Raw genomic sequence first — 22,175 nt, 5'->3', positions numbered from 1 at the left:
TCGTTAACCACTTTTTTTTAATGTACGGCTCAACTCATACACCAACTTATACATTACGTATACGTTTAAGCAAATATGGCTCAAGGAAACTGAAAACAGAGCAAAGAAATACACGCTCAGAGTTTTCGTTGACAAGGACACTACCACCGTGAATCGCTTCTTGAGTCTATCAGCTATTTTGTCCACTGCGGCTATTTTTTCTGTGCCAACAATCGCTGGTGCGGTTCCCTTAGAATCTATCTATTCAGCGGCTACAAAAGATTCTAATCCTGTCTGCTACATGGAACAGCCGAGTGGCTCGATGCTAGATTTAACAGGGCTTTGTACTTCTATGGGTCAACCTATTCGTTCTTCTAGCGCGTCTAATCGCTCTAGTTTTTATAGCAACGAAGGTGACACTAGTGGAACGAATGTATTTGTCGGTGTCACCCAGTCCAATTCACGTTCAAATAATTCATCTGAAGAATCCGCTAGTACATCTATAGGAGCAGCTAGACTTAACGCTAACGAAAAAATCTTTGGTAACACAAGATTTGGTGCCTCAAACTATGACGGGGCTGCTAACTGTAGTACTCCAGATGACACAATGGCTAATGGCAGGCGCTGTGGTGCTAGAGCGGCTAGTGTACGTGTAGGCGGAGAATGATGAGAAGATTGCCTCTGTTCCCCTAACTTATTATCCATAGATAAAACACGTCCGCTTTGGAGATTGCCAGGGCGGCTTTTTGTTGGGCTTGTTTGATTAGCCTTGCCATACTAAAGAAGATACTCTTACAAGACGGCACCGAACAGAGGTTGAACGAGAGGCATATGTTCAAAAAAATTAAGGAGAGAGTGTTCGCTTTTTTTGCCCCATCCCCAACTGACAACTCCAATCAAACAGCCGCCCAAGAGCGGCGTTATGACGCTTTAATACAATTTGCTCAAGCGGGTTTTACCCTGTTGATCGGTTTTTGGATTGCACCTCTGTTCTATGAACAGGCCATCTTGGTTATGGTTGCAGCTGGAGTCTGTTCCGTGCCGTTTGTAATCCAGGGATTTAAACTCTTGTTGTCATACACTCCAGAGATTAAGACTACGACAACGACTCCCTCCCCCAGTTCAGTTGTTCAAAATCGTAGAGCGTCCAAACTGCCTAGTTCGGCACGTCGGAACGTTAGAATGCAACAAACGCCACATGCAGTCGCGCCGAACAATCAAAGCGAAGATGCGATCGACATCCTGTTAAGCGATTTGCAGCAGCACGGATGGAAGATGACTTACAATTTACCGATTCCTAACCTAGGGGAAGTGGATGTTTTTTTGCAATCTCCTAATAATAATCACTTTATTGTTAGTTTTCAGTCTTATCGAGGTGAGGTGTTTTTTGATGAGGGTATATTGAAGCGCCGGGATTGGAAAGGAGTTTCTCACTTTGAGCAAGATTTCCTTCAGCAAATGATGGCGCAAGCCTTGGCAGTTCAGACTATGAAGCGGTTACGCAGTGTCACACCGCTCCTCTGTTTTTCTGAATCAACATTAAGCATTGAAACGGTGAATAATAAAGCACTAGATGTTTATGTTGTCAAGAAAGAATCGTTGTTACGCAAGCTTTTGAGATTAGATAGAGGCTAGCTCAGGTGTGAGTAAGGAATGCTTCGTCTACAATTAGCACCGATTCCATTTTTTTCAACTTTTGAGTCATCCTATTTTCTGGAGGGTTAGGTCGCAAACTCTATTTTCTGTGGTTTTTCTGTAATTCCATGTTGATAATGAGGGACTCTATTCGATTTTTGCCACAAGGTTCAGCACTTTCGCAATCATTAACGGAAACTCTTTTATAAGAGAGGCGTACTTTCTGATTTAAGAATCTATTTGGGTTTTCACAAATCTCAAAAGTAGCACCAACTTCATGCTTGATGTTGTTTTCATCGACTAGACTGACGTAACACATTAAGTCCCCATTAACCATACCTTTGACGGTGGCAACGGCGGGGTTTTCCCTCTTAGCTGGAGTTTCAGAAGTTGACGCAGAAACTTGCTTGAGTTGTCTACCATCCCAGAGGTAGTAGCGAGTTTTCATCCGGTCAGGTTCATTTGCGGAGAAATTTTCTGGCGGATTAACAATAAGTAGCCGACTATTAAGCTGAAACTTAACCCCTGCTTCCGCCGGACTCTTTAACATATAAACCGAGCCTGTTTTAGCATTAATAATGCCAACTGATTGACAACTTGTGCCGCATCCCCATGTCACAACTGTATATTTACCCGCAAAATTAGGTCCTTTTTTTGCTCCCTGTTGCAATACAGTTCGGAATCTTCTGGCTTGAGGATGGCTGGTTAAATTTACGGGTGCAGGTGTACCGGAAAATTTTTCTGTTGCTGAATAATTCCTGAAGATTGGAGGCTGAGATACTTGCTGAGTAGCACCCTGTGATACTAAGGTTTTCTGATTGCTGTTGACTGTATTGATTGGGGATAGAGTAGCTTGACGGGTTGAAGATTGAACAGCAGAGGGTGGGGGAGAACTGCATACGGTCGCTAACGCTAGTGTCAGCCCTGAAATTAGGATAGTTTTCATAAGTTAATTTCACCTCAAGTCCAAATCTATGCTTAATCCTTCAGTGAGCCTCGACTTGATTCCATAAACCTTGTGCATACTTGTAGCCCTTAACATACAAACCCGGATCGCTCTTACCCTACGATTGAATAGATGAATCAAGCGTAGCGATCGCCTAACTCGAATCGTCCATAAGAAAATGAACTCTGTTAGCGATCTGCTTGCAGCAGCGCTTGCGCTATCGCATTACCGATGGAAACTCTAACGCTGAAAGTACCCCCTGCTGTAGGTCTGACAGACGAGCAGTTTTATCAACGGGTCTGGCTAATGAAGCATGGCGGTTAGAGCTAACAGCCCAAGGAGATCAGAACTAGAACTGACCCAAAGCCTCTATTTGTAGCGCCTCTTAACGTAACTTAACACATTATGGTCAATGAGCCTAATATTAATACATATTTAACTGATTTTGTCAAAATATTTCATATTAATTTTTGCAAACAAATAGTTTAAGTAACCACTTCATATATTGTCAAGATTTGTAAACAAATATCTCAAAATTCCTATCGAATTGTGTCAGATGAAGGCTCAAACCGCCATCAGGTAAGCATTTTTTGATACAAACACTAATGTTGCCTATACAAAAACTGAGCAATGAAGAGTGAGTCCTTACTCAACTGATCGCTCACTCCTCAGCACTCATCCGATGAGAAGAGAACGCGCATCATAAGGAGCGAAAGTAGCATGTTCACACACGTCAAGTCCACCATTCGACACATTACCCCCGGTGCCCTGAATGGGCGTCATTTGCTTAAGGTGGTCTATGTCGTGCTAGAGCCACAGTATCAGAGTGCATTATCAGCCGCTGTTCAATCAATCAATCAAAACAATCCCAACTTAGCGGTTGAAATTAGTGGCTATTTAATCGAGGAACTCCGCGACAGCGGAAACTATGAGGACTTTAAGCGGGATATTGCCCAAGCCAATATCTTTATTGCTTCACTCATCTTTATTGAAGACTTAGCGGATAAGGTGGTGGCGGCAGTAGAACCGCACCGCGATCACCTTGACGCGGCTATCGTCTTCCCCTCCATGCCTCAGGTGATGCGCCTTAATAAATTGGGTAGCTTCTCGATGGCGCAACTGGGTCAATCCAAGAGTGCGATCGCCCAATTCATGCGAAAGCGCAAGGAGAAATCCGGTTCCTCCTTCCAAGACGGGATGCTGAAGCTGTTGCAAACCCTGCCCAAAGTCCTGAAGTACCTACCGATGGATAAGGCGCAGGATGCCCGGAACTTCATGCTTAGCTTCCAATATTGGCTGGGTGGTTCCTCCGATAACTTGGAGAACTTCCTGCTGATGCTCGCTGATAAGTATGTCTTGAAAGGGCGTCAACTGAGCTTCAATGAGCCAGTGGTTTACCCCGATATGGGCATTTGGCATCCCTTGGCTCCGACCATGTTTGAGGATGTCAAGGAGTATCTGAACTGGTACAGTAGCCGCAAGGACATCTCTGCCGACTTAAAAGACCCCCTAGCCCCCTCCATTGGCTTAGTGTTGCAACGTACCCACTTGGTTACAGGGGATGATGCTCACTATGTAGCAATCGTACAGGAATTTGAAGCTATGGGTGCTCGTGTGATTCCTGTATTTGCCGGGGGTCTAGATTTCTCCAAACCGGTCGATGCTTTCTTCTACGAATCCACCGCTAAAACACCGACAGCCTTGGTGGACGGCGTTGTATCGCTCACAGGTTTCGCTTTGGTGGGTGGCCCCGCACGGCAAGACCATCCTAAAGCGATTGAATCATTAAAACGGTTGAATCGCCCCTACATGGTGGCACTGCCCTTAGTATTCCAAACCACAGAAGAGTGGGAAGATAGCGATTTAGGCTTGCACCCGATTCAAGTGGCGTTGCAGATTGCCATTCCTGAATTGGATGGAGCGATCGAGCCTATTATTTTATCCGGTAGAGATGGGACAACCGGAAAAGCGATCGCACTCCAAGACCGCATCGAAGCGATCGCCCAGCGTGCTTTAAAATGGGCTAACCTGCGCCGCAAACCCAAACTCGATAAGAAAGTTGCTATCACTGTTTTCAGCTTCCCGCCAGATAAAGGGAATGTGGGAACAGCCGCTTATTTGGATGTGTTTGGTTCCATCTATAAACTGATGGAAGCCCTGAACAACAACGGCTACGATGTCCAAGGTTTGCCAGAATCATCCGAGGCGTTGATGCAACAGGTGATTCACGACGCCCAAGCGCAATATGCCACTCCCGAACTGAATATTGCCTACAAGATGTCAGTGCCGGAGTATGAAGAACTTACCCCTTATTCAACACGGTTGGAAGAAAACTGGGGGCCACCTCCGGGAAATTTAAATAGTGATGGACAAAATCTCTTAGTTTACGGCAAGCAATTTGGTAATGTTTTCATCGGGGTTCAACCCACCTTTGGTTACGAAGGCGACCCGATGCGGTTGTTGTTCTCTCGTTCTGCCAGCCCCCATCATGGTTTTGCCGCTTACTATACCTATTTAGAAAAAATCTGGAAAGCTGACGCAGTACTGCACTTCGGAACTCATGGTTCTCTGGAATTCATGCCCGGTAAGCAAATGGGGATGTCGGGAACGTGTTACCCGGATAACTTGATTGGTTCCACCCCCAATCTCTACTACTACGCCGCGAATAATCCCAGTGAGGCGACGATTGCCAAGCGCCGCAGTTATGCTGCAACGATTTCCTACCTCACACCCCCGGCTGAGAATGCGGGGTTGTACAAGGGGTTGAAGGAACTGAGTGAATTAATTGCGTCTTACCAAACCCTGAAAGATACGGGGCGGGGTATCCCGATTGTGAACACCATCATGGATAAGTGCCGCTTGGTGAATCTGGATAAGGATATCGACTTAGTTGAAGACGCCAGTGGGCTGACCGCAGAGGAACGGGATACGGTGGTAGGCTTGGTGTACAAAAAGCTGATGGAGATTGAATCGCGCTTGCTGCCCTGTGGGTTGCATGTGATTGGCAAACCACCAACAGCGGAAGAAGCGATCGCAACTTTAGTCAATATTGCTGGACTTGACCGTCCTGAAGAGGAAATCCTGAGTTTACCTCGGATTATCGCCAATAGTATCGGGCGCGATATTGATGAAATTTACACCAATAACGACAGAGGCGTCTTAAGTGATGTCCAATTGTTGCAAGAGATTACCTTGACAACTCGTGAAGCCGTCTCCGCCTTGGTGAAAGCGCAAGCCGATGCAGATGGTCGGGTATCCAAAGTCTCCAAGCTCAATTTCTTCAACATGGGCAAAAAAGAGCCTTGGATTGAAGCGATGCATCAATTAGGTTACACCAAGGTTGACGAACAAGCGCTGAAACCGTTGTTTGAGTACTTGGAATTCTGCCTCCAGCAAATCGTGGCGGATAACGAACTAGGGGCAATGCTGAAAGCCCTGGAAGGCGAGTACGTCCTCCCAGGACCCGGTGGCGACCCCATCCGCAACCCTGATGTATTGCCTACAGGAAAGAACATCCACGCCCTCGACCCCCAATCCATCCCCACAACGGCGGCGGTTAAATCAGCCAAAATTGTGGTAGACCGCCTGCTGGAACGTCAACGCTATGAAAATGGCGGGAAGTGGCCTGAAACCATTGCTTGTGTCCTCTGGGGTACAGATAACATCAAGACCTATGGGGAATCGTTGGCACAAATTATGTGGATGGTGGGGGTTAAACCTGTACCCGATGCCTTAGGTCGCGTGAACAAGTTAGAATTGCTTTCCTTAGAAGAGTTGGGGCGTCCTCGGATTGATGTTGTGATCAACTGTTCCGGCGTCTTCCGCGACTTGTTCATCAACCAAATGAACCTCCTCGACCAAGCGGTGAAAATGGCAGCAGAGGCGGACGAACCCTTGGAGATGAACTTTGTCCGCAAACACGCGATGCAACAGGCAGAGGAAATGGGGATTAATCTGCGGCAAGCGGCAACTCGCGTCTTCTCCAATGCTTCGGGTTCCTACTCTTCTAATATCAACCTGGCAGTAGAAAACAGCACTTGGGAAAGCGAATCTGAGTTACAGGATATGTACCTGGCACGGAAGTCGTTTGCCTTCACCTCCGACAACCCAGGCACGATGGAACAGAATCGGCAGATTTTTGAGACAGCCTTGAAAACCGCTGATGCTACGTTCCAAAATCTCGATTCTGCCGAGATTAGTCTGACAGATGTCAGCCACTATTTCGATTCTGACCCCACCAAAGTTGTCGCCAGTCTGCGAGGAGATGGCAAGACGCCAGCCTCGTACATTGCCGATACCACAACAGCAAATGCCCAAATCCGCACCCTTTCGGAAACCGTGCGTTTGGATGCGCGGACGAAGCTACTCAATCCCAAGTGGTACGAGGGAATGCTGAGTCACGGGTATGAGGGAGTGCGGGAACTCTCGAAGCGGTTGGTGAATACGATGGGTTGGTCTGCAACGGCTGGTGCTGTCGATAACTGGATTTACGAGGATACGAATACCACGTTTATCCAGGATGAAGAAATGCGGAAGCGGTTGATGAATCTAAATCCTCATTCCTTCCGCAAGGTTGTATCGACGTTGCTGGAAGTGAATGGTCGGGGTTATTGGGAGACGAGTGAGAGTAATTTGCAGATGTTGCGCGAGTTGTATCAGGAGGTTGAGGATCGGATTGAAGGAATTGAGTAGGTTGATACTTCATAAATAGGGTGAGAGGCACGGCATGACCGTGCCTTCCGCGTTTATAGGGGCTTGATTGGCTGTTGTTTGCAAAAACATCAGTTATGTTTGTTGACTATTTGTTATTGTTTGTGCAAACATTAGGAGATGAGACAGTAATTAATCTTGTTGTTTGCGAAAACAAATAGGTTATTTTTGCTCAAACTCAATCTTCTTTAGAGAAAATCAATGGCTTTAGTCATTCCCTGTATAAAGGGACAGATGGGTAACACTGACTTTTACCAAGCAACCATGAAGGTTCGTGATCTGGTACAAGGGGTACGTCCAGCAAAGGAACTTGATGAGTGGACAACCATGACCATTGAGGATCGGCTGCAACGCGAACCAGACATGACACGAATTAGGGAACAGATTGCTCCCTATATTGCTGAAGCGAAGGATCGCTTCTTCGGCGCGGTAATAGTCTTGGTTTACAAGGGAGAAATTTACTTTGACAGCATCAAAGATTGGGTATCTAACAAGGCTCCACGAGCCTACCAATCAGTAGCAGATGATATTGGTGTCATTACAATTGACGGTGGCTCTCTGATCATGCTGGATGGTCAGCACCGACTTCTAGCCCTCGAAATGGTCTACAACGGTGAGGTCAATGGAGAGTGTCGCGAGGAAGTACCAAGGGATGATGTCTGCGTCATTTTCATTAATCATGAAAGCAACGAGAAAACCAGGCGCATCTTCAATAAGGTTAATCGCTATGCTAAACCAACTAGTCGAGGTGACAACATTATCACTAGTGAGGATGACCGTAGTGCCATTATTGCACGGAAGCTTCTGAGCGATGGAGCGCCACTGGGTGTAAAGGCAAAGGGTAGCAGTGATGTGATTGTTGAGTGGAAGAGTAATACTCTGGCGGCACGAAGCATAAAGCTGACGACTATCAGCGTTGTCTACGAGACTGTAAAGCTTATTCTCCCAGCTAAGGGTGTGCCAATTGATCCAACTTCTCGCCCGTCAGAAGAGGAGCTTGAGCAATACTATGAATGGGCTGAACAGTTCTGGAATACTATTTTAGAGGGGCTACAGCCTTACCAAGAGGCACTACAGGACAGTAGCCAAATTCCACAGATGCGTAAGGAAGACCAGCCGTACTCACTACTTTTCAAGTCAGCTCCACAAATTGCTTTGTTCAAAGGTCTGATTGCTGCAACACGGGACAATCGTCTCAGCCTTTGTGAAGCCGTGCAACGAGCTAACAAAATTGACTGGGGGATGTCTTCAGACATTTGGACAAACGTACTTGTAACTCCTAGCGGAACGATGGCTAGGGCGCAACAGGCACAGAATTTGGGAGGAAAACTGATCGCCTATCTCATTGCTGCTGACAAGATGACAGCAGAAGAAATCGAGGCAGTTCATCGGGAATACAACCTTGCAAATGGTATCGACATTAATGACCCGGATGTTGAGCTAAAGGCGTTGCCCAAGCCTGTAGTAGAGGTAGCATCCGAACCTGTAGGGGCTTCAGCCTAGCTACTTGGATTGCAACCTTCACAACTTTAGCTGCCTTTGCAGGGGAGTACTAGCACTTTGCTTCCCTGCAAAAGTTATAAGAATGCGATCACCGATGAATGCCCTAACCATTTACCTCAACCCGATCATTGAAGTAACGGATGAGCGACGGCTTTTTAATCTGTGTGGTATGAAGTGTAGTGATTGGCACACTCGAAAGTCGGGTGATCCCTACACAAAAAATCAAAAACTCTCTGGTATAACTACACAATATTTGGATACAATGTACTTATATATTTATCTATTAATTACTATGAAAAACCTTAATGAGTCAACTAGACAAACTTTTAGCCAAAATCCTAAGTGGGACTTCAGATGCCAACATCCCCTTTGCTCCAATGTGTCAACGCCTACGCCAACTTGGCTTTGACGAGCGGATTAACGGTAGTCATCACATTTTTAGCAAAGAAGGTGTCGAAGAAATCCTGAATCTGCAACCCAAAAATGCCAAAGGTAAAGCCTATCAGGTTAAGCAAGTCCGAGCAGTGATTTTGAAGTACAAATTGGTAAGCCAAGATGATGCCCAAGATGATGATGCGTTATGAGGTCATCCTATACTGGAGCGAAGAAGACCAAGCATTTATTGCTGAGGTACCAGAGTTACCGGGTTGTGCTGCTGATGGGGAAACTTATCAAGAAGCTGTGCAAAATGTAGAAATCATTATGCAAGAGTGGATTGAGACTGCCAAGGAGTTAGGGCGTCCGATTCCTGAACCGAAAGGTCGCTTAATGTTCGCCTAATTGATTAAGAGGAAAGTGTGATCACGTTTCTGTATCGTGGATGCGATCGCGTCTATCTTTGCCAAAGTGCGATCGCCTTTATGTGTCGGTGGATGCGATCGTGTCTATCTTGCCCAAAGTGCGATCGCCTTTATGTGTCGGTGGATGCGATCGCGTCTATCTTTGCCAAAGTGCGATCGTGCTTCTGTGTTGGTGGATGCGATCTCGTCTATCTTTCCCAAGGTGCGATCGCGTTTGGAGTATCGTGGATGTGATTCGCTAACGCGATAGCTTCGCTTCACGCGTCTATTTTTACCAAAGTACGATCGCTCATCCTAATCAAAAGGGTTCAACAGAATCAACCCATCAATACGTCTAAAATCATCAATATTACGAGTCACCAGAGTACATCCCTCAATCAAAGCACAAGCAGCAATTAAAGCGTCCGCTAACATCGACCGATAATCACGACGAATTTGAGCAGCACGATCTAAAACTGCTTCTGTAAGGGGTACATAGGTAAGCTCTCTCAATAATTGTCGTATTTGATTGGCTTCAATCTCACTCAAACCAGGGTAGCATAGCAACTCCACCCAAGTAATAGGACAGTATAATCCTAAGGCATCGCCAGAGCGGATTTCATCAACGATCGCTCGGACAGCCAACTCTCCATTGAAATAGTAAATCAAGATATTTGTATCTAGTAGATAATCAATATCTATCCCACTCCTTTCTCAGTTCTTGCTGGAATTGTAGTGGATCTACCCGTCGTGGCAAAAAACCAAATAGCTCTACAATTTGATTTTCTTGAGCGCGATCATCGATTGATTTTGTCTGATTTGAGAGAGGTTGCACAACAATCACAACTTCTACTAAACCCGGTTCCACACTCTCAGGTAGAGTAAGTTGAATTTGGCGACTTTTGCCTACTTGAACTACTTGACGAATAGTTTCCATCTCACGAGTATAACTGATAATTAAACCTAAATTTATTATGCATTGTATCTAAGCGGTTCAACTATGGCACAACAAAGCCCGTGTCAGCCCCCTGTAGCTGGGCTATCCATTCCATGAATCTCGTTCCTGATTGACATATTCTTTAGCATCAATGCCCTAAGTTCAATATATACGGGGAGCAGCACACTTACAGGAAAGCGATCGCGTGTATCTTGCCCAAAGTGCTATCGCGTCTATTTTCCCCAAGATGTGAAACACTGAAGCGCCGCTACGCTAACGCACCATATCCAGAACTTAAACCACAAGCCCAATCAATTAGCTTAAAGTTGTAGGCAGATACAGACTTAAATTGAATCATGGCTCAAACCCTAACCCCAGCAACATCACCAACGATAGGTTCCCATCTAGTCTTGAATGACATCAGTTGGGAAATGTATGAGAAACTTCTAGATGTCTTTGCAGAGCATCCAGGTCTTCGCATGACTTACTATAAGGGAACTCTAGAACTGATGACACCCCTACCAGAACATGAAACATATGGCTGGACACTTGGTCGGTTAGTAGCAGCGCTATCTGAAGAACTGGGACTGGAGATTCGGGGGTTGAAATCAACTACTTGGCGCTCAAAACCCAAAACGGCTGGCAAAGAAGCCGATGAATGTTTTTATATTCAAAACGAAGCCTTAGTTCGCAGCAAGTTAAAAATCGACCTTACAGTTGACCCACCACCCGACTTAGCAATTGAGATCGATGCAACTCACTCATCAATCGATAAGATGGCAGTCTACGCTGAACTAAAGGTGCCAGAGGTTTGGCGTTGGCATAAGGGCAAACTTACAGTCAATATTCTGACGGATACAGGTTATGTGGAATCTGAAACTAGTCTAGCGTTTGGGTCGTTTCCAGTAAAAGAAGTTACACAATTTATACAACTAGACCCTCAAAAAGGTGAGAATGCTAGGCTGCGGGAATTTAGGGAATGGGTGCGGCAACAGTTACGAAGCCAGTAGGTAGAGGAATCACTTGATGTCTGCTTTAACTGTCAACTTTAACTCGGTTATTAACCTAACTGATGAGCAATTCTTCCAGCTATGTCAGCAGAACGAACTTATTAGATTTGAGCGTAATGCTGATGGCACATTAGTGCTAATGCCTCTTGTTGGCGGTACAACTAGCATCAGCAATGCCAGTTTAACGGCTCAACTTGGGATGTGGAATCGTGATGATAGGCTGGGAATTGGTTTCGATTCTTCTACGGGTTTCACTCTACCAAATGGTGCGGTTCGTTCGCCTGATGCGTCTTGGTTGAAGCGCGACAGATGGGATGCTCTTACTCAGGAGCAAAAAGAAAGATTTGCGCCAGTATGTCCTGATTTTGTAGCAGAATTGCGCTCTGCTGCTGATTGTTTAAAACGGCTACAAAATAAAATGCGAGAGTACCGAGATAACGGTGCTAGATTGGGTTGGTTAATTGGCTTAGAAACTCGGAAAGTAGAAATTTATAGACCTAATCAAGAGGTTGAAGTGCTTGAATCTCCTGCTACCCTTTCAGGAGAAAAAATTCTGCCTGGATTTGTCCTAAATCTTGACTCAATCTGGTAATTTATTCACCCTGCTGACGCATCAGCTCTTGATAAGCTGTTGCTGCATCTCTCATGTATTGGTACTCTTCCTTAATTCTTTTATATTGCGAATCAAAAGCTAACCTATTGTCTCGAATATTGTCAGGGTTGTATCCAGCAACTTGAATTCCAATTAAACCTTCTCTAATGAGATGAATGTATATTTTTTGCAATTGCTCTGCTTTTCTTAATAAATTTTCTATCTCTAGAATAGCCCTTTCATATATATCCAGTTGACTAGAGTACAGTTCAGAAGTTGAAACTAAATCTGCTAAATTATTAACTTTTTGATATTGCTCTTCAAGACTTAAAATCTCTTGATCGATTTGTAAGTGTTCCTTGATGAGAGGGGCTAACTCTTTTGCTGCTCTCAGTTTTATATCGTTTTGATCTATTTCAACCTCAGGAATCTCCACATCGTCTAGGTTATGCCAAGAAAAAATGTACTCTACATCCCCCTTTGGAGTTAATCTAGGAAAAATAACTTGAACTTTATCTCGATCCTTAACTTTTAGAGGAAGACCATAGTTTTTAAGGCACAAATTAGCATATCTTTCTTCAATTTCATTTATTGAAATAATCTTAGTATTAAGAATTTTTTTGATTTTTCTATTTCGCCTAAAAAATAAATTTTTCAGCATTTTTAAAAGACCGATGACTGCACAATCGTAAAACTCTTGAGTAATTTTTGTAGATTTTTAAATTGTATCGCTACTTCTGTGTCATGCCCATCTAGCTAGCGAAAGCAGCGTAGTAGTCCACCCAACTGATTTATGATGTCTGACTAGTGCAACGCAGAAAAAGTTTTCCACCACTTCAATAGGATTAAATTAAAAGCTTGCTCCAAGAGCTTCGAGAGTTCCCCCGTTGCCAACTGGTGGGTTATTTCTGCCTGGGTACACTAGGGGAACATCGCTTTTCTATGTTAGTGGATGCGATTCGCTAAGGCGTTTGCGTAGCATGGGCGTAGCGCATTAGCTACGCAAACGCGCCTCCGTTCCCCAAAGTGCGAGCTGCGCGACGCTTCGGCTACTCCAACGGAGTACGCTTTACTCGCAACGCTCTCGCCAATCGCAGGAGAAACATCGATAGTCGTCAAACCTGGTTGAGCGAAGAGGCATTCGCCTCTATCCAACTAAGGGAAGTTGGGTACTGCTGTTGTAGTGTGGTGTAATGGAAGCGTAGGGGTGCGATTCGTTTCGTCGAAATAGGTAGCAATACTTAGGGATGACGAACTTGGTAAATGAGGCGCAAGCCATCAGAACCACGATAACTGAATGACCATGAGGGTGCAAGACCCTTCCTCCAGGTGCAGGAGTGAAAGCATCACCCCCAGGTTTGCGACTAGCCATCAACGCCTGAAGCGGGGTGAAAAGGTGGCAATACTGGAAGCCTAATCCGGTACCCATCGAGCAAAGTACCCATGAGTAAAAGCCTCGGCTTGAAGACACGATTGAATCGTCGCTATTCCAAACCAGCCAAATAAGGCTGATAGGCTGGAACCAAAAGGTTAAGGATAGGGAGTTGGCGATTACCTACTCGACCAACAAGCACTTCCCATAAACCCGGCGAATAGTGTCACTCTAAAGGTACACAGAATGGTCATTTGGAACGAAGTAACCTCCCGTTTGTTCTCTCGGAGGTCGAATACCGAGAGCAGGTGCTAACCGTATACAGCGGGTAGGAGAGATTGGGAAAGAAGCGAATGCCAGGGGTAATGCCCTGGATATGCTGACGTTCCCACGGTGATTTGGAAGATAGAGTCCAATTAAGAGTAAATATGTCTAAAACACGGTCTAAACAACTGATGGTGGAATGGCGCTCGATAGACTGGCGAAAGCTGGAAAAGCGGGTGTTTAAGCTCCAAAAGCGAATCTATCAAGCCTCTAATCGTGGTGATATCAAAGCACTTCGCAAACTCCAAAAGATGCTGATGAAATCTTGGTCAGCAAGAGCATTGTCGGTTCGTAGAGTGACCCAGGACAACCAAGGTAAAAAGACGGCAGGAGTGGATGGGCAAAAAAGCCTGACCCCAAAGCAACGTCTTGAACTTGTAAATAAATTACACCTGGGAACCAAGGCAAGTCCAACCCGGAGAGTATGGATTCCAAAACCCGGAACGGAAGAGAAACGACCCTTGGGAATACCTACAATGAAAGACCGCGCCTTGCAAGCGCTAGTCAAACTGGCTCTAGAGCCAGAATGGGAAGCGCGATTTGAACCTAATAGCTATGGGTTCAGACCAGGTAGGTCATGTCACGATGCGATTGGATCAATTTTCAAGGCAATCAACGTCAAATCGAAATACGTGCTTGACGCCGACATTGCAAAATGTTTTGACCGCATCGACCAGGAGAAACTGCTCGCAAAATTAAATACATTCCCCACCCTAAGACGGCAAGTCAGGTCTTGGTTAAAAGCGGGAGTAATGGATGGCAAAGAGCTGTTTCCCACATCCGAGGGTACACCGCAAGGTGGCGTCATATCGCCACTACTTGCCAATATTGCCCTCCACGGGATGGAAGAACGGATAAAAGAATACGTTGGGTCATTAAAGTTGGGTATAAGCCTAATTAATAGAAAACTCAGCGTAAGCCTTATCCGATACGCCGACGACTTCGTTATTCTCCACGAAGACATAACCGTAGTCCAAGGATGTCAGGTGATTATCTCTGACTGGTTAAAAGACATGGGTTTGGAACTAAAGCCCAGTAAGACCCGATTGGCTCACACCCTTAATCCGGTGGAAAATGAGAAGCCGGGATTTAACTTCCTCGGCTTCAACATACGCCAATTCTCTGTAGGTAAGTACCACACGGGTAAAAATACACACGGAGAATTACTTGGCATTAAAACCATCATCACCCCAAGTAAAGAGAAAGTAAAGGTACATTACGACAAAATTGCGGACGTAATTAGCCGCCATAAGGCAGCGCCCCAATCGGCGCTTATTAAACATCTCAATCCAATCATTAGGGGTTGGTCTAATTACTTCTCAACTGTAGTAAGCAAGGTAACTTACGCAGAATTAGATAATCTCATGTACCAAAAGCTTCGCGCTTGGGCAAAACGCCGCCACCCCAAAAAGAATATGGGGGATGTGGTTAAGCGCTATTGGATAACCATAGGCGGCGATAACTGGGTCTTCGCGACTAGGGAGGGAAATAACCCCCTCCGGTTACTTGACCATGCCAAAACTCCTATAGTTCGTCATGTAAAAGTTAAAGGCGAAGCGTCTCCATACGACGGAAACCTAGTTTATTGGAGCAAAAGAAAAGGTGAAAACCCTGAGATGCCAACGAGAGTAGCAATGCTCTTGAAGAAACAAAAAGGGATATGCACCAGGTGCAATTTACACTTCCGTGAGGAAGATGTGATGGAGATTGACCATAAAATCCCAAAATCGCAAGGTGGAAAGGATAAATACGACAATTGGCAGCTCCTTCACAGACATTGCCACGACATAAAAACCACCAGAGATGGTAGTTTTGGCAACAAATCCGGCTGTAACAGTGCCGAGCCTAAGCCCCCCAGAAAACTAGAAATGGTCAACGGGAATTGGGTAATGAGGTGTGTTTGACAATACACCAAATCATTGAGGAGCCGTGTGAGGCGAAAGTCTCAAGCACGGTTTTGGAGAGCAGCGGCTCTCGTGAGAGAGTCGCCGACTTTAATGTTTCCCAGTATAGCGACCAGCCGTAGTTGATTCAAAACTCAGTTGGTACTGAGGCTGGGAATCTTCTATAGCATTACACTAGTTTTTGACTGTCACGGCTCTTGCATCCTCAGACTCTATCTTTAAAAACCTTTCATGCAGACTAAAGCTTTTAATGAGCTTTTCCCACTGTTTAATACGGCTAACCCAGAGACATTAGAATGGCTCCTGTCGGTTGTAGTAGAACACGAGTATCCGGCAGGGAGAGCGGTTCTCATGGAAGATGCCTGGGGCAACGCAGTTTACTTTGTTGTCTCCGGCTGGGTCAAAGTACGACGCCTTTATGGAGAAAACGTTGTGACTCTAGCAATTTTGGGTCAGGGTGATTTTTTTGGGGAAATGGCCATTCTCGATGAATCTCCCCGCTCAACCGATGTTCTCGCTCTTTCTGACGTAAAATTACTCAGCGTCTCTGCCCAACGCTTCATTCAAACCCTGTTCAAAGACCCTCAATTACACCACCGGATGTTGCAACTGATGGTGCGGCGGTTACGCCAAACCAACATCCGCCTGCAACGACGCCATCAGCCACCCGCCGTCAAGTTAGTCAGTACGCTGGTTAGCTTGGCAGAAAACTACGGTGAACCCACAGAAAAGGGCACAGAAATCTTTAACTTCTCCTATAAAGACTTGGCAGATATTTCAGACATCAGCGCCGACGATACCGCCAAAATTATGGACAAGCTCGATAGTAAGGGCTGGATTAACATTGACCCGGAAAATCAGACACTGTGCCTGCTCAATATTAAGCAACTAGCTCATTTGGCAGGACGTGTGTAGACGGGGCAATGGGCGAGAAAATAGTGTGGCTAAATCTTGGAACATCCGGTTCTGCAAAAAGCCGTCACTCAAGACTTCCCAATGGTCTGTAAAATGCTCTTTTCGCCAGCTTAACGGCCTAAAACCTGACCATTCGCTGCGTTACGCACAGGCTGAGCACCCCCTACGTCTTACCTGTAATTTCAATTAGGTGCATCTACTTATTCGCATCCCTCAATCCCTCGTGAGAACAGAATCGGCAGGGTGGGGGAGTATCCACCCTCCCCAGGCAATCGATCCCTGACCACTGCTACGCTAAAAGCTAATCGCCATTTGCTTATTTGCCCCATAATTTGCCGAAATGACAGAAGCAACAACCGTTCGCCCCAGCAGTTTACTCAGCACCGCACCGTCAATCCGCTACCAGGTGGCGATGCCTCAGCCAGAATCGCACCTATTTGAGGTGACGCTTTTCGTGACAGGCTGGCAGGAACCTGTGCTGGATTTAAAATTGCCTGTTTGGACTCCAGGTTCTTATCTAGTGCGGGAGTATGCGAAACATCTCCAAGACTTTTCTGCTGACACGGGTGACCAACGGCAGCGTTTGCTGTCACGAAAAATCAGCAAAAATCACTGGCAAATTGAGACGGCAGATACCTCAGAAATTACTGTTCGTTACCGTGTGTTTGCCAATGAACTCTCAGTGCGAACGAATCATTTAGATGCCACTCATGGCTATTTTAATGGGGCGGCGCTGTTCTTTTTTATCCCCGGATGGGAACATCAACCAATTCGGGTGAATATTATACCAGCCAAACCCGATTGGCAGGTTACGACCCCCTTGCAATCGCTTCCTGGAGAAGCCAACACCTTCGAGGCGGCAGATTTCGATACCCTGGTCGATAGCCCGTTTGAAATTGGTTCTCAGCAACTTTATAACTTTCAAGTATTGGGTAAATCCCATCAACTCGCCATCTGGGGACAGGGAAACGCTGACCCAGAGAGAATTATAGAGAACACGAAGCAGATTATTGAGGTGGAAGCCGAGTTATTTGGGGGCTTACCCTATGACCGCTATCTGTTTCTATTGCATCTCTCCTCTGGCGGCTTCGGCGGTTTGGAACATAAGGATTCCTGTTCGTTGAATTACTCCCGCTTCGGATTTCGGGCGAAGGAGAAATACAACCGCTTCATGCAATTAGTCGCCCACGAATTCTTTCACCTCTGGAATGTTAAGCGAATTCGACCAAAAGCGCTAGAAAAATTTAACTACGAACAGGAAAATTACACTCCTTCTTTGTGGTTTTCTGAAGGAACGACGAGTTACTACGATTTGGTGATTCCCTTCAGAGCAAAGATTTATGAAGCTAAGAGTTTTTTAGAAAACTTGAGTAAGGAAATTACTCAGTTTCAAATGATACCCGGTCGTAAAGTACAGCCGCTGAGTGAGTCGAGTTTTGATGCTTGGATTAAACTTTATCGACGCGATGCCAACAGCAATAATTCCCAAATTTCCTACTACTTGAAAGGGGAAATGGTTTCATTTTTGTTGGATTTGCTCATTCGTGCGCGACATGGAAATCAGCGATCGCTCGATGATGTGATGCGCCAAATGTGGCAGCGTTTCGGCATCAATGAAATTGGCTTTACTCCCCAACAACTACGGGATGTGTTCGAGTCGGTGGCACAGACAGATTTGAGCGATTTCTTTAATTGCTACATCGATGGCACCGATGAATTACCCTTTGATGAGTACCTCGAACCTTTCGGTTTGCGCTTATTGAGTGTGGAATCAGGGGAAAGTGTACCTCACCTAGGCGTAAACGTGAATGCAGACAATGGTAAAACCCTTATCCAGTTTGTCGAAGCCGCATCTCCAGCCGCTGCGGCAGGAGTCGATGCGGGAGACGAATTGCTAGCCCTTAATGGTTGGCGGGTAACGGCTGAACAATTGAGCGATCGTCTCAAAGATTACAAGGTTGGTGACACCATCCAGTTGAGCGTTTTCCACCAGGAAGAACTCCGCACATTATCCGTTACCTTAGCTGCACCACTACCCAGTCGTTACCAAATTATGCCCGTGGAGAAGCCTTCCGATGCCCAGAGGCAGAACTTTACTGGGTGGCTGGGAACTTGGGAATCGTGATTGTAAAAAAGGACGATTAAGCTAATCCCTCGCCTGAAAAACGGGGGATTTCAATCATTAGCGAATTAGAAGGAATTTGTCTAGCAATCGACATGGAAGAGTACCTACAAAGCAGTGAAATTATTGACTGGAACCATCCAGCAATTTTGGCACTTTCCCAGACAATTGCCTCAGAACATCAAACATCTGAAGCGATAGCAAAAGCCTGTTTTGAATGGGTTCGGGATGAAATTCATCACAGCTATGACTATCAGATGAACCCTATTACGTGTCGAGCCTCAGATGTACTCCAGTACAAAACAGGTTACTGCTACGCAAAAAGTCATTTGCTAGCTGCCTTGCTACGGGCAAATGGTATTCCAGCCGGGTTTTGCTATGTACGATTGAGTATGAACGATCAGGGTGCGCCCTACTGTTTGCATGGCTTCAACGCAGTCTATTTACCTAAAGTTGGTTGGTATCGTGTTGATGCAAGAGGTAATCGAGAGGGTGTTGATGCTCAGTTCACACCACCGCAAGAAAGGCTAGCTTTCAAGATTCAGGTTTCCGAAGAGGCGGATTTCCCAGCCATCCTCTCAAAGCCACTTCAAGTCGTGGTAGAGGCTTTACAAGCTCAAAGTACATGGGATGAGATGCTTCGTAATCTTCCAGATGTCTCTTTCGAGTCTGCAAAGAGTTATGGTCTAGCCGCAGAAGATAATGTTAAACCAAATTAGCCCTCTTCTAATAAAAAAATGGTTTTTTAGGACTTACGCAATGAGTACGTTAGCGTAGCGGTAGCGACATTAAGATCGAAGCTTACCCTCTATTTTTAAAACCACCCTGACGATACCAGCGAACTAGGGTGCTTGGGGGAATCCCTAGATAATAGGCCACGATAATTAGTTGGTTCATCAGCGTGGTTTTTAGTACCCCTAACTTTTGCCAACGGCGTCCTGAGGTAAGCACAGATCTTGGAACAATGGTGATTTTTCCTTGGTATTTCAATCGCCGCATTAATTCAAAGTCTTCCATAATTGGCAACTCTGGAAAACCACCGAGTTCATCAAAAGTGGTGGCTTTGAGAAAGATAGCCTGATCACCATAGGGCATGGAAAAAATGCGCGATCGCATATTCACTATCCTCTCAATCAACCGTAGCCCTCGCAAGTCGGAATCAATTCTCAATTCAAATGCCCCGGCAATGGTGCTGGGGTTTTCTAGGGATTGGCGGACTAAGGTGTCAAACTCAGAGGGCAAATGCGTGTCAGCATGAAGAAATAGCAAAATATCACTTGTCGCCATTGCTGCGCCTGCATTCATTTGGCAAGCACGACCGGCTGCCGCAGAAATAACTTTCAGTTCTGACGAGGGCGCGAATCTGCTAAAGCAGCGATGGGCTAATTCCACCGTTTCATCTCGACTTCCCCCATCGACTACGATAACTTCGATATCCGAGACATCCTGAAGCCTAGTGAGTGTTGCCTCAATTGTCGTAGCTTCATTGAGAACGGGAATGATAATGGAAATTTTGGCGGCTTTCATGCAGCATTGGGTCATTAAAAGAGCAAGAACACAGGCTTTGCACGGCGAAGTCTCCTGAACCCGTCATTTCTGGTTGACAACGGGTCACTAAAAACTCACAATTCTTGCTGTGCTCTGATTGAGTTTTCTGGCTCAACATCCGGTAGTCAGGGATTTGAGCCTCTCAATTATGCAAGTTCAATAGACCTCAATCAGAAAACCACCTAAAGATTGGCTGGCTTCCAAACCGATAAATCTTCTGGGCGATCGACATCACTGAGTAGAGGCAACTTAGCCACAGCTAACCCAAGCCTCTTGGCGATAGTTATTGTTTGTTGCAAAACCTCAGCCGTACTCCAAGGAATGCCTGTAAAAAGTTCTGGAATCAACCGACGCAGCCCAATCAGATAATAGCCCCCATCCAGTGCAGGCCCAAGTACCAAATCATGCTGACGCAATAACTGAAACGCTTCTGCCATAAGGGGAGCATTCAAGTCAGGGCAATCACTACCGATCAGAACCCCAGCCGTCATTCCAGCCGCAAAAGACAGCTGAAACGCTGATGCCATGCGATCGCCAATATCGCCCTCACTTTGGCGTCGGTAGACTAGGCTAGACCCCAACCACTCTTGCATCAACTGTTCATTGCCACCCGCAAAATGGACTTCCACCGATAGCGGATAAAACGTTAGGAGTTGATTAACTTCAGCTAGCTTGTGTTCTGTCATCTGACGCTGAAGTGTTGCAGCACCTTCCGCACCCAGCACTGGGATGAGTCGTGTTTTCGTGTTTCCGGGTTCTGGGTAGCGGGTGAAAATAATCAGGCATTCTGTAGTTAATGGAATCACAACAAGTCAAAAGTCAATCGATATAAAACATATTACTATGAGATGTAGAAACCTAAAAAACGTCACGTTCTTTGGTCAACTAGCAACTGTTCAGTCTTCAAAGATGGCATCAAATAGCGCTCGTTTTACTCTGAAATTAATCGCCATCAGTCGTTGATAAAGCTCATCCAGGTTGTCTATGGCAATTTTACCTTCTGAGTTCAGGTTCCTGATAATGGCTAGAGTACCTCTGACATTCAACCCTAATCGTATTGCTTCTCTTCTAGCAGCAAAATCATCTAGGACAACGTAATTAGCTTGTAACTCTGTGCATAGAGCGATGGCTTCTGACTCTCCTTTGCCAAGACGCACATTCAGACTACTAGCCAAAGAAATGAGATTAGTGGCTCTGACTTTTATCTGATTGTCATGAATTAAACGTTGGATATATTCGCTAGCTTCGTCATGTTTAACCTTAATTTCCTCAATTACAAATTCTGGTATATAAAACTCATCCGAGGCACAAACAAATACTTTTAATAGATGCAATCGAGCCAGAAAAATTAAAGGTGACGAATTAAAAACTATTTTCACAAGAATTACCAGTTTCTTTCAACCCAAACATCTTCTTGTGATAAGTAAGAGAATTCAAACCCTATTAGCTCTAGTAATTTCATAAATACTTCCGGTTCTACTTCCATGACTTCCGCTGCTTTCTTCAAACTGATAACTTTAGCCGCTAAAGCACCTAAAACAAATAAAAAGCTTTCTTTTCGCTCAATATCTTGAAATATCTGGATTTCGGAGGCAATCCCCTTAGAAATTTCTGTATTCATCATTACTTTTTGCTCAATTCACGAAATGGAACCATCATGGCAATAGGCTAGTACAAGAAGGCAGAAGGCAGGAGGCAGGAGGCAGAAGGAAAGAAAGTTTATACAGTAAGCTTTTTAAGCTTTTCCAACTGGATAGTTATTTCCGCCATGCTGCACTAGGAATCTAAACCATTGCATTTAGAAAAATATCACCTCCAACCCGATTTATAGGGGCGGTGCCTCCTCGTATGAGCTCCGGGTGCCCGCCCTGTTTGTTCTTTTTGTTGTTGAAATAGGGA

22 protein-coding genes are annotated in these 22,175 nt (G+C 45.4%); 13 read left to right on the top strand and 9 right to left on the bottom strand.

Annotated elements, in window-relative coordinates; all coding sequences use genetic code 11:
* The first annotated feature begins 148 nt into the window (after positions 1-148).
* Positions 149-646: a hypothetical protein gene (locus tag NDI48_14230; GenBank protein MEP0832329.1), complete on the top strand. Its 498-nt coding sequence runs from the start codon at positions 149-151 to the stop codon at positions 644-646.
* Positions 647-810: 164 nt separating this feature from the next.
* Entirely contained in the window at positions 811-1,614 is an 804-nt protein-coding gene (locus tag NDI48_14225) for an NERD domain-containing protein (protein MEP0832328.1), read from the top strand.
* 100 nt (positions 1,615-1,714) lie between these two features.
* Here NDI48_14225 and NDI48_14220 read toward each other — a convergent pair whose 3' ends face one another.
* Positions 1,715-2,560 carry a hypothetical protein gene (locus tag NDI48_14220; GenBank protein ID MEP0832327.1) on the bottom strand — a complete coding sequence of 282 codons (846 nt, stop codon included), beginning with the start codon at positions 2,558-2,560 and terminating at the stop codon, positions 1,715-1,717.
* Positions 2,561-3,280: 720 nt separating this feature from the next.
* Here NDI48_14220 and NDI48_14215 point away from each other — a divergent pair.
* From NDI48_14215 to NDI48_14195, 5 genes are all read left to right on the top strand, one after another.
* Complete coding sequence (locus NDI48_14215) at positions 3,281-7,252, top strand: magnesium chelatase subunit H (protein ID MEP0832326.1); 3,972 nt, start codon at positions 3,281-3,283, stop codon at positions 7,250-7,252.
* A gap of 219 nt (positions 7,253-7,471) precedes the next feature.
* A complete protein-coding gene (locus NDI48_14210; GenBank protein ID MEP0832325.1) occupies positions 7,472-8,773 on the top strand; it encodes a DGQHR domain-containing protein in 1,302 nt (433 codons plus the stop codon).
* 305 nt (positions 8,774-9,078) lie between these two features.
* Positions 9,079-9,357 (top strand): type II toxin-antitoxin system HicA family toxin, encoded by a 279-nt coding sequence (locus tag NDI48_14205; GenBank protein MEP0832324.1) that lies wholly within the window; start codon positions 9,079-9,081, stop codon positions 9,355-9,357.
* Positions 9,329-9,553 (top strand): type II toxin-antitoxin system HicB family antitoxin, encoded by a 225-nt coding sequence (locus tag NDI48_14200; GenBank protein ID MEP0832323.1) that lies wholly within the window; start codon positions 9,329-9,331, stop codon positions 9,551-9,553. Before NDI48_14205 ends, NDI48_14200 begins: the two co-directional genes overlap by 29 nt.
* 17 nt (positions 9,554-9,570) lie before the next feature.
* A complete protein-coding gene (locus tag NDI48_14195; protein MEP0832322.1) occupies positions 9,571-9,807 on the top strand; it encodes a hypothetical protein in 237 nt (78 codons plus the stop codon).
* 60 nt (positions 9,808-9,867) lie between these two features.
* Here the strand turns inward: NDI48_14195 and NDI48_14190 are convergent, their stop codons facing one another.
* Entirely contained in the window at positions 9,868-10,221 is a 354-nt protein-coding gene (locus NDI48_14190; protein MEP0832321.1) for a type II toxin-antitoxin system VapC family toxin, read from the bottom strand.
* Between the two features lie 22 nt (positions 10,222-10,243).
* On the bottom strand, positions 10,244-10,489 hold the full coding sequence (locus NDI48_14185) for a hypothetical protein (protein ID MEP0832320.1): 246 nt from the start codon (positions 10,487-10,489) through the stop codon (positions 10,244-10,246).
* A 356-nt stretch (positions 10,490-10,845) separates the two neighbouring features.
* Between NDI48_14185 and NDI48_14180 the strand changes: the two genes are divergently transcribed.
* The gene (locus NDI48_14180) at positions 10,846-11,499 is read left to right on the top strand and encodes a Uma2 family endonuclease (GenBank protein MEP0832319.1); all 654 of its coding nucleotides are present in this window, start codon (positions 10,846-10,848) and stop codon (positions 11,497-11,499) included.
* Positions 11,500-11,515: 16 nt separating this feature from the next.
* Positions 11,516-12,091, top strand: a complete 576-nt coding sequence (locus tag NDI48_14175) for a Uma2 family endonuclease (protein ID MEP0832318.1) — start codon at positions 11,516-11,518, stop codon at positions 12,089-12,091.
* Position 12,092: 1 nt separating this feature from the next.
* Here NDI48_14175 and NDI48_14170 read toward each other — a convergent pair whose 3' ends face one another.
* Together NDI48_14170 and NDI48_14165 are read right to left on the bottom strand one after the other, a co-directional pair.
* Positions 12,093-12,752 (bottom strand): hypothetical protein, encoded by a 660-nt coding sequence (locus NDI48_14170; GenBank protein MEP0832317.1) that lies wholly within the window; start codon positions 12,750-12,752, stop codon positions 12,093-12,095.
* Between the two features lie 486 nt (positions 12,753-13,238).
* Complete coding sequence (locus NDI48_14165) at positions 13,239-13,520, bottom strand: hypothetical protein (GenBank protein MEP0832316.1); 282 nt, start codon at positions 13,518-13,520, stop codon at positions 13,239-13,241.
* Between the two features lie 371 nt (positions 13,521-13,891).
* Here NDI48_14165 and ltrA point away from each other — a divergent pair, with 371 nt between their 5' ends.
* From ltrA to NDI48_14145, 4 genes are all read left to right on the top strand, one after another.
* Positions 13,892-15,691, top strand: coding sequence for a group II intron reverse transcriptase/maturase (gene ltrA / locus NDI48_14160; GenBank protein MEP0832315.1), 1,800 nt, complete (start codon positions 13,892-13,894; stop codon positions 15,689-15,691).
* A 231-nt stretch (positions 15,692-15,922) separates the two neighbouring features.
* Positions 15,923-16,606 carry a Crp/Fnr family transcriptional regulator gene (locus NDI48_14155; protein MEP0832314.1) on the top strand — a complete coding sequence of 228 codons (684 nt, stop codon included), beginning with the start codon at positions 15,923-15,925 and terminating at the stop codon, positions 16,604-16,606.
* Positions 16,607-16,946: 340 nt separating this feature from the next.
* Positions 16,947-18,731, top strand: a complete 1,785-nt coding sequence (locus tag NDI48_14150) for a M61 family metallopeptidase (protein MEP0832313.1) — start codon at positions 16,947-16,949, stop codon at positions 18,729-18,731.
* 92 nt (positions 18,732-18,823) lie between these two features.
* The gene (locus NDI48_14145) at positions 18,824-19,447 is read left to right on the top strand and encodes a transglutaminase family protein (GenBank protein ID MEP0832312.1); all 624 of its coding nucleotides are present in this window, start codon (positions 18,824-18,826) and stop codon (positions 19,445-19,447) included.
* Between the two features lie 82 nt (positions 19,448-19,529).
* Here NDI48_14145 and NDI48_14140 read toward each other — a convergent pair whose 3' ends face one another.
* The 4 genes from NDI48_14140 to NDI48_14125 all read right to left on the bottom strand — a co-directional run bounded on the left by NDI48_14140 (position 19,530) and on the right by NDI48_14125 (position 21,900).
* Positions 19,530-20,255 carry a TIGR04283 family arsenosugar biosynthesis glycosyltransferase gene (locus tag NDI48_14140; GenBank protein MEP0832311.1) on the bottom strand — a complete coding sequence of 242 codons (726 nt, stop codon included), beginning with the start codon at positions 20,253-20,255 and terminating at the stop codon, positions 19,530-19,532.
* A gap of 203 nt (positions 20,256-20,458) precedes the next feature.
* Complete coding sequence (locus tag NDI48_14135; GenBank protein ID MEP0832310.1) at positions 20,459-21,082, bottom strand: TIGR04282 family arsenosugar biosynthesis glycosyltransferase; 624 nt, start codon at positions 21,080-21,082, stop codon at positions 20,459-20,461.
* 90 nt (positions 21,083-21,172) lie between these two features.
* Complete coding sequence (locus NDI48_14130) at positions 21,173-21,655, bottom strand: DUF3368 domain-containing protein (GenBank protein MEP0832309.1); 483 nt, start codon at positions 21,653-21,655, stop codon at positions 21,173-21,175.
* Positions 21,656-21,660: 5 nt separating this feature from the next.
* A complete protein-coding gene (locus NDI48_14125) occupies positions 21,661-21,900 on the bottom strand; it encodes a hypothetical protein (protein ID MEP0832308.1) in 240 nt (79 codons plus the stop codon).
* Positions 21,901-22,175: the final 275 nt, after the last annotated feature.

It is taken from the genome of Microcoleus sp. AS-A8 (assembly GCA_039962225.1).
Taxonomy (GTDB): domain Bacteria; phylum Cyanobacteriota; class Cyanobacteriia; order Cyanobacteriales; family Coleofasciculaceae; genus Allocoleopsis.
Note: the sequence above shows the minus strand (reverse complement) of the source record. Positions and strands in the feature narration are given on the sequence as shown.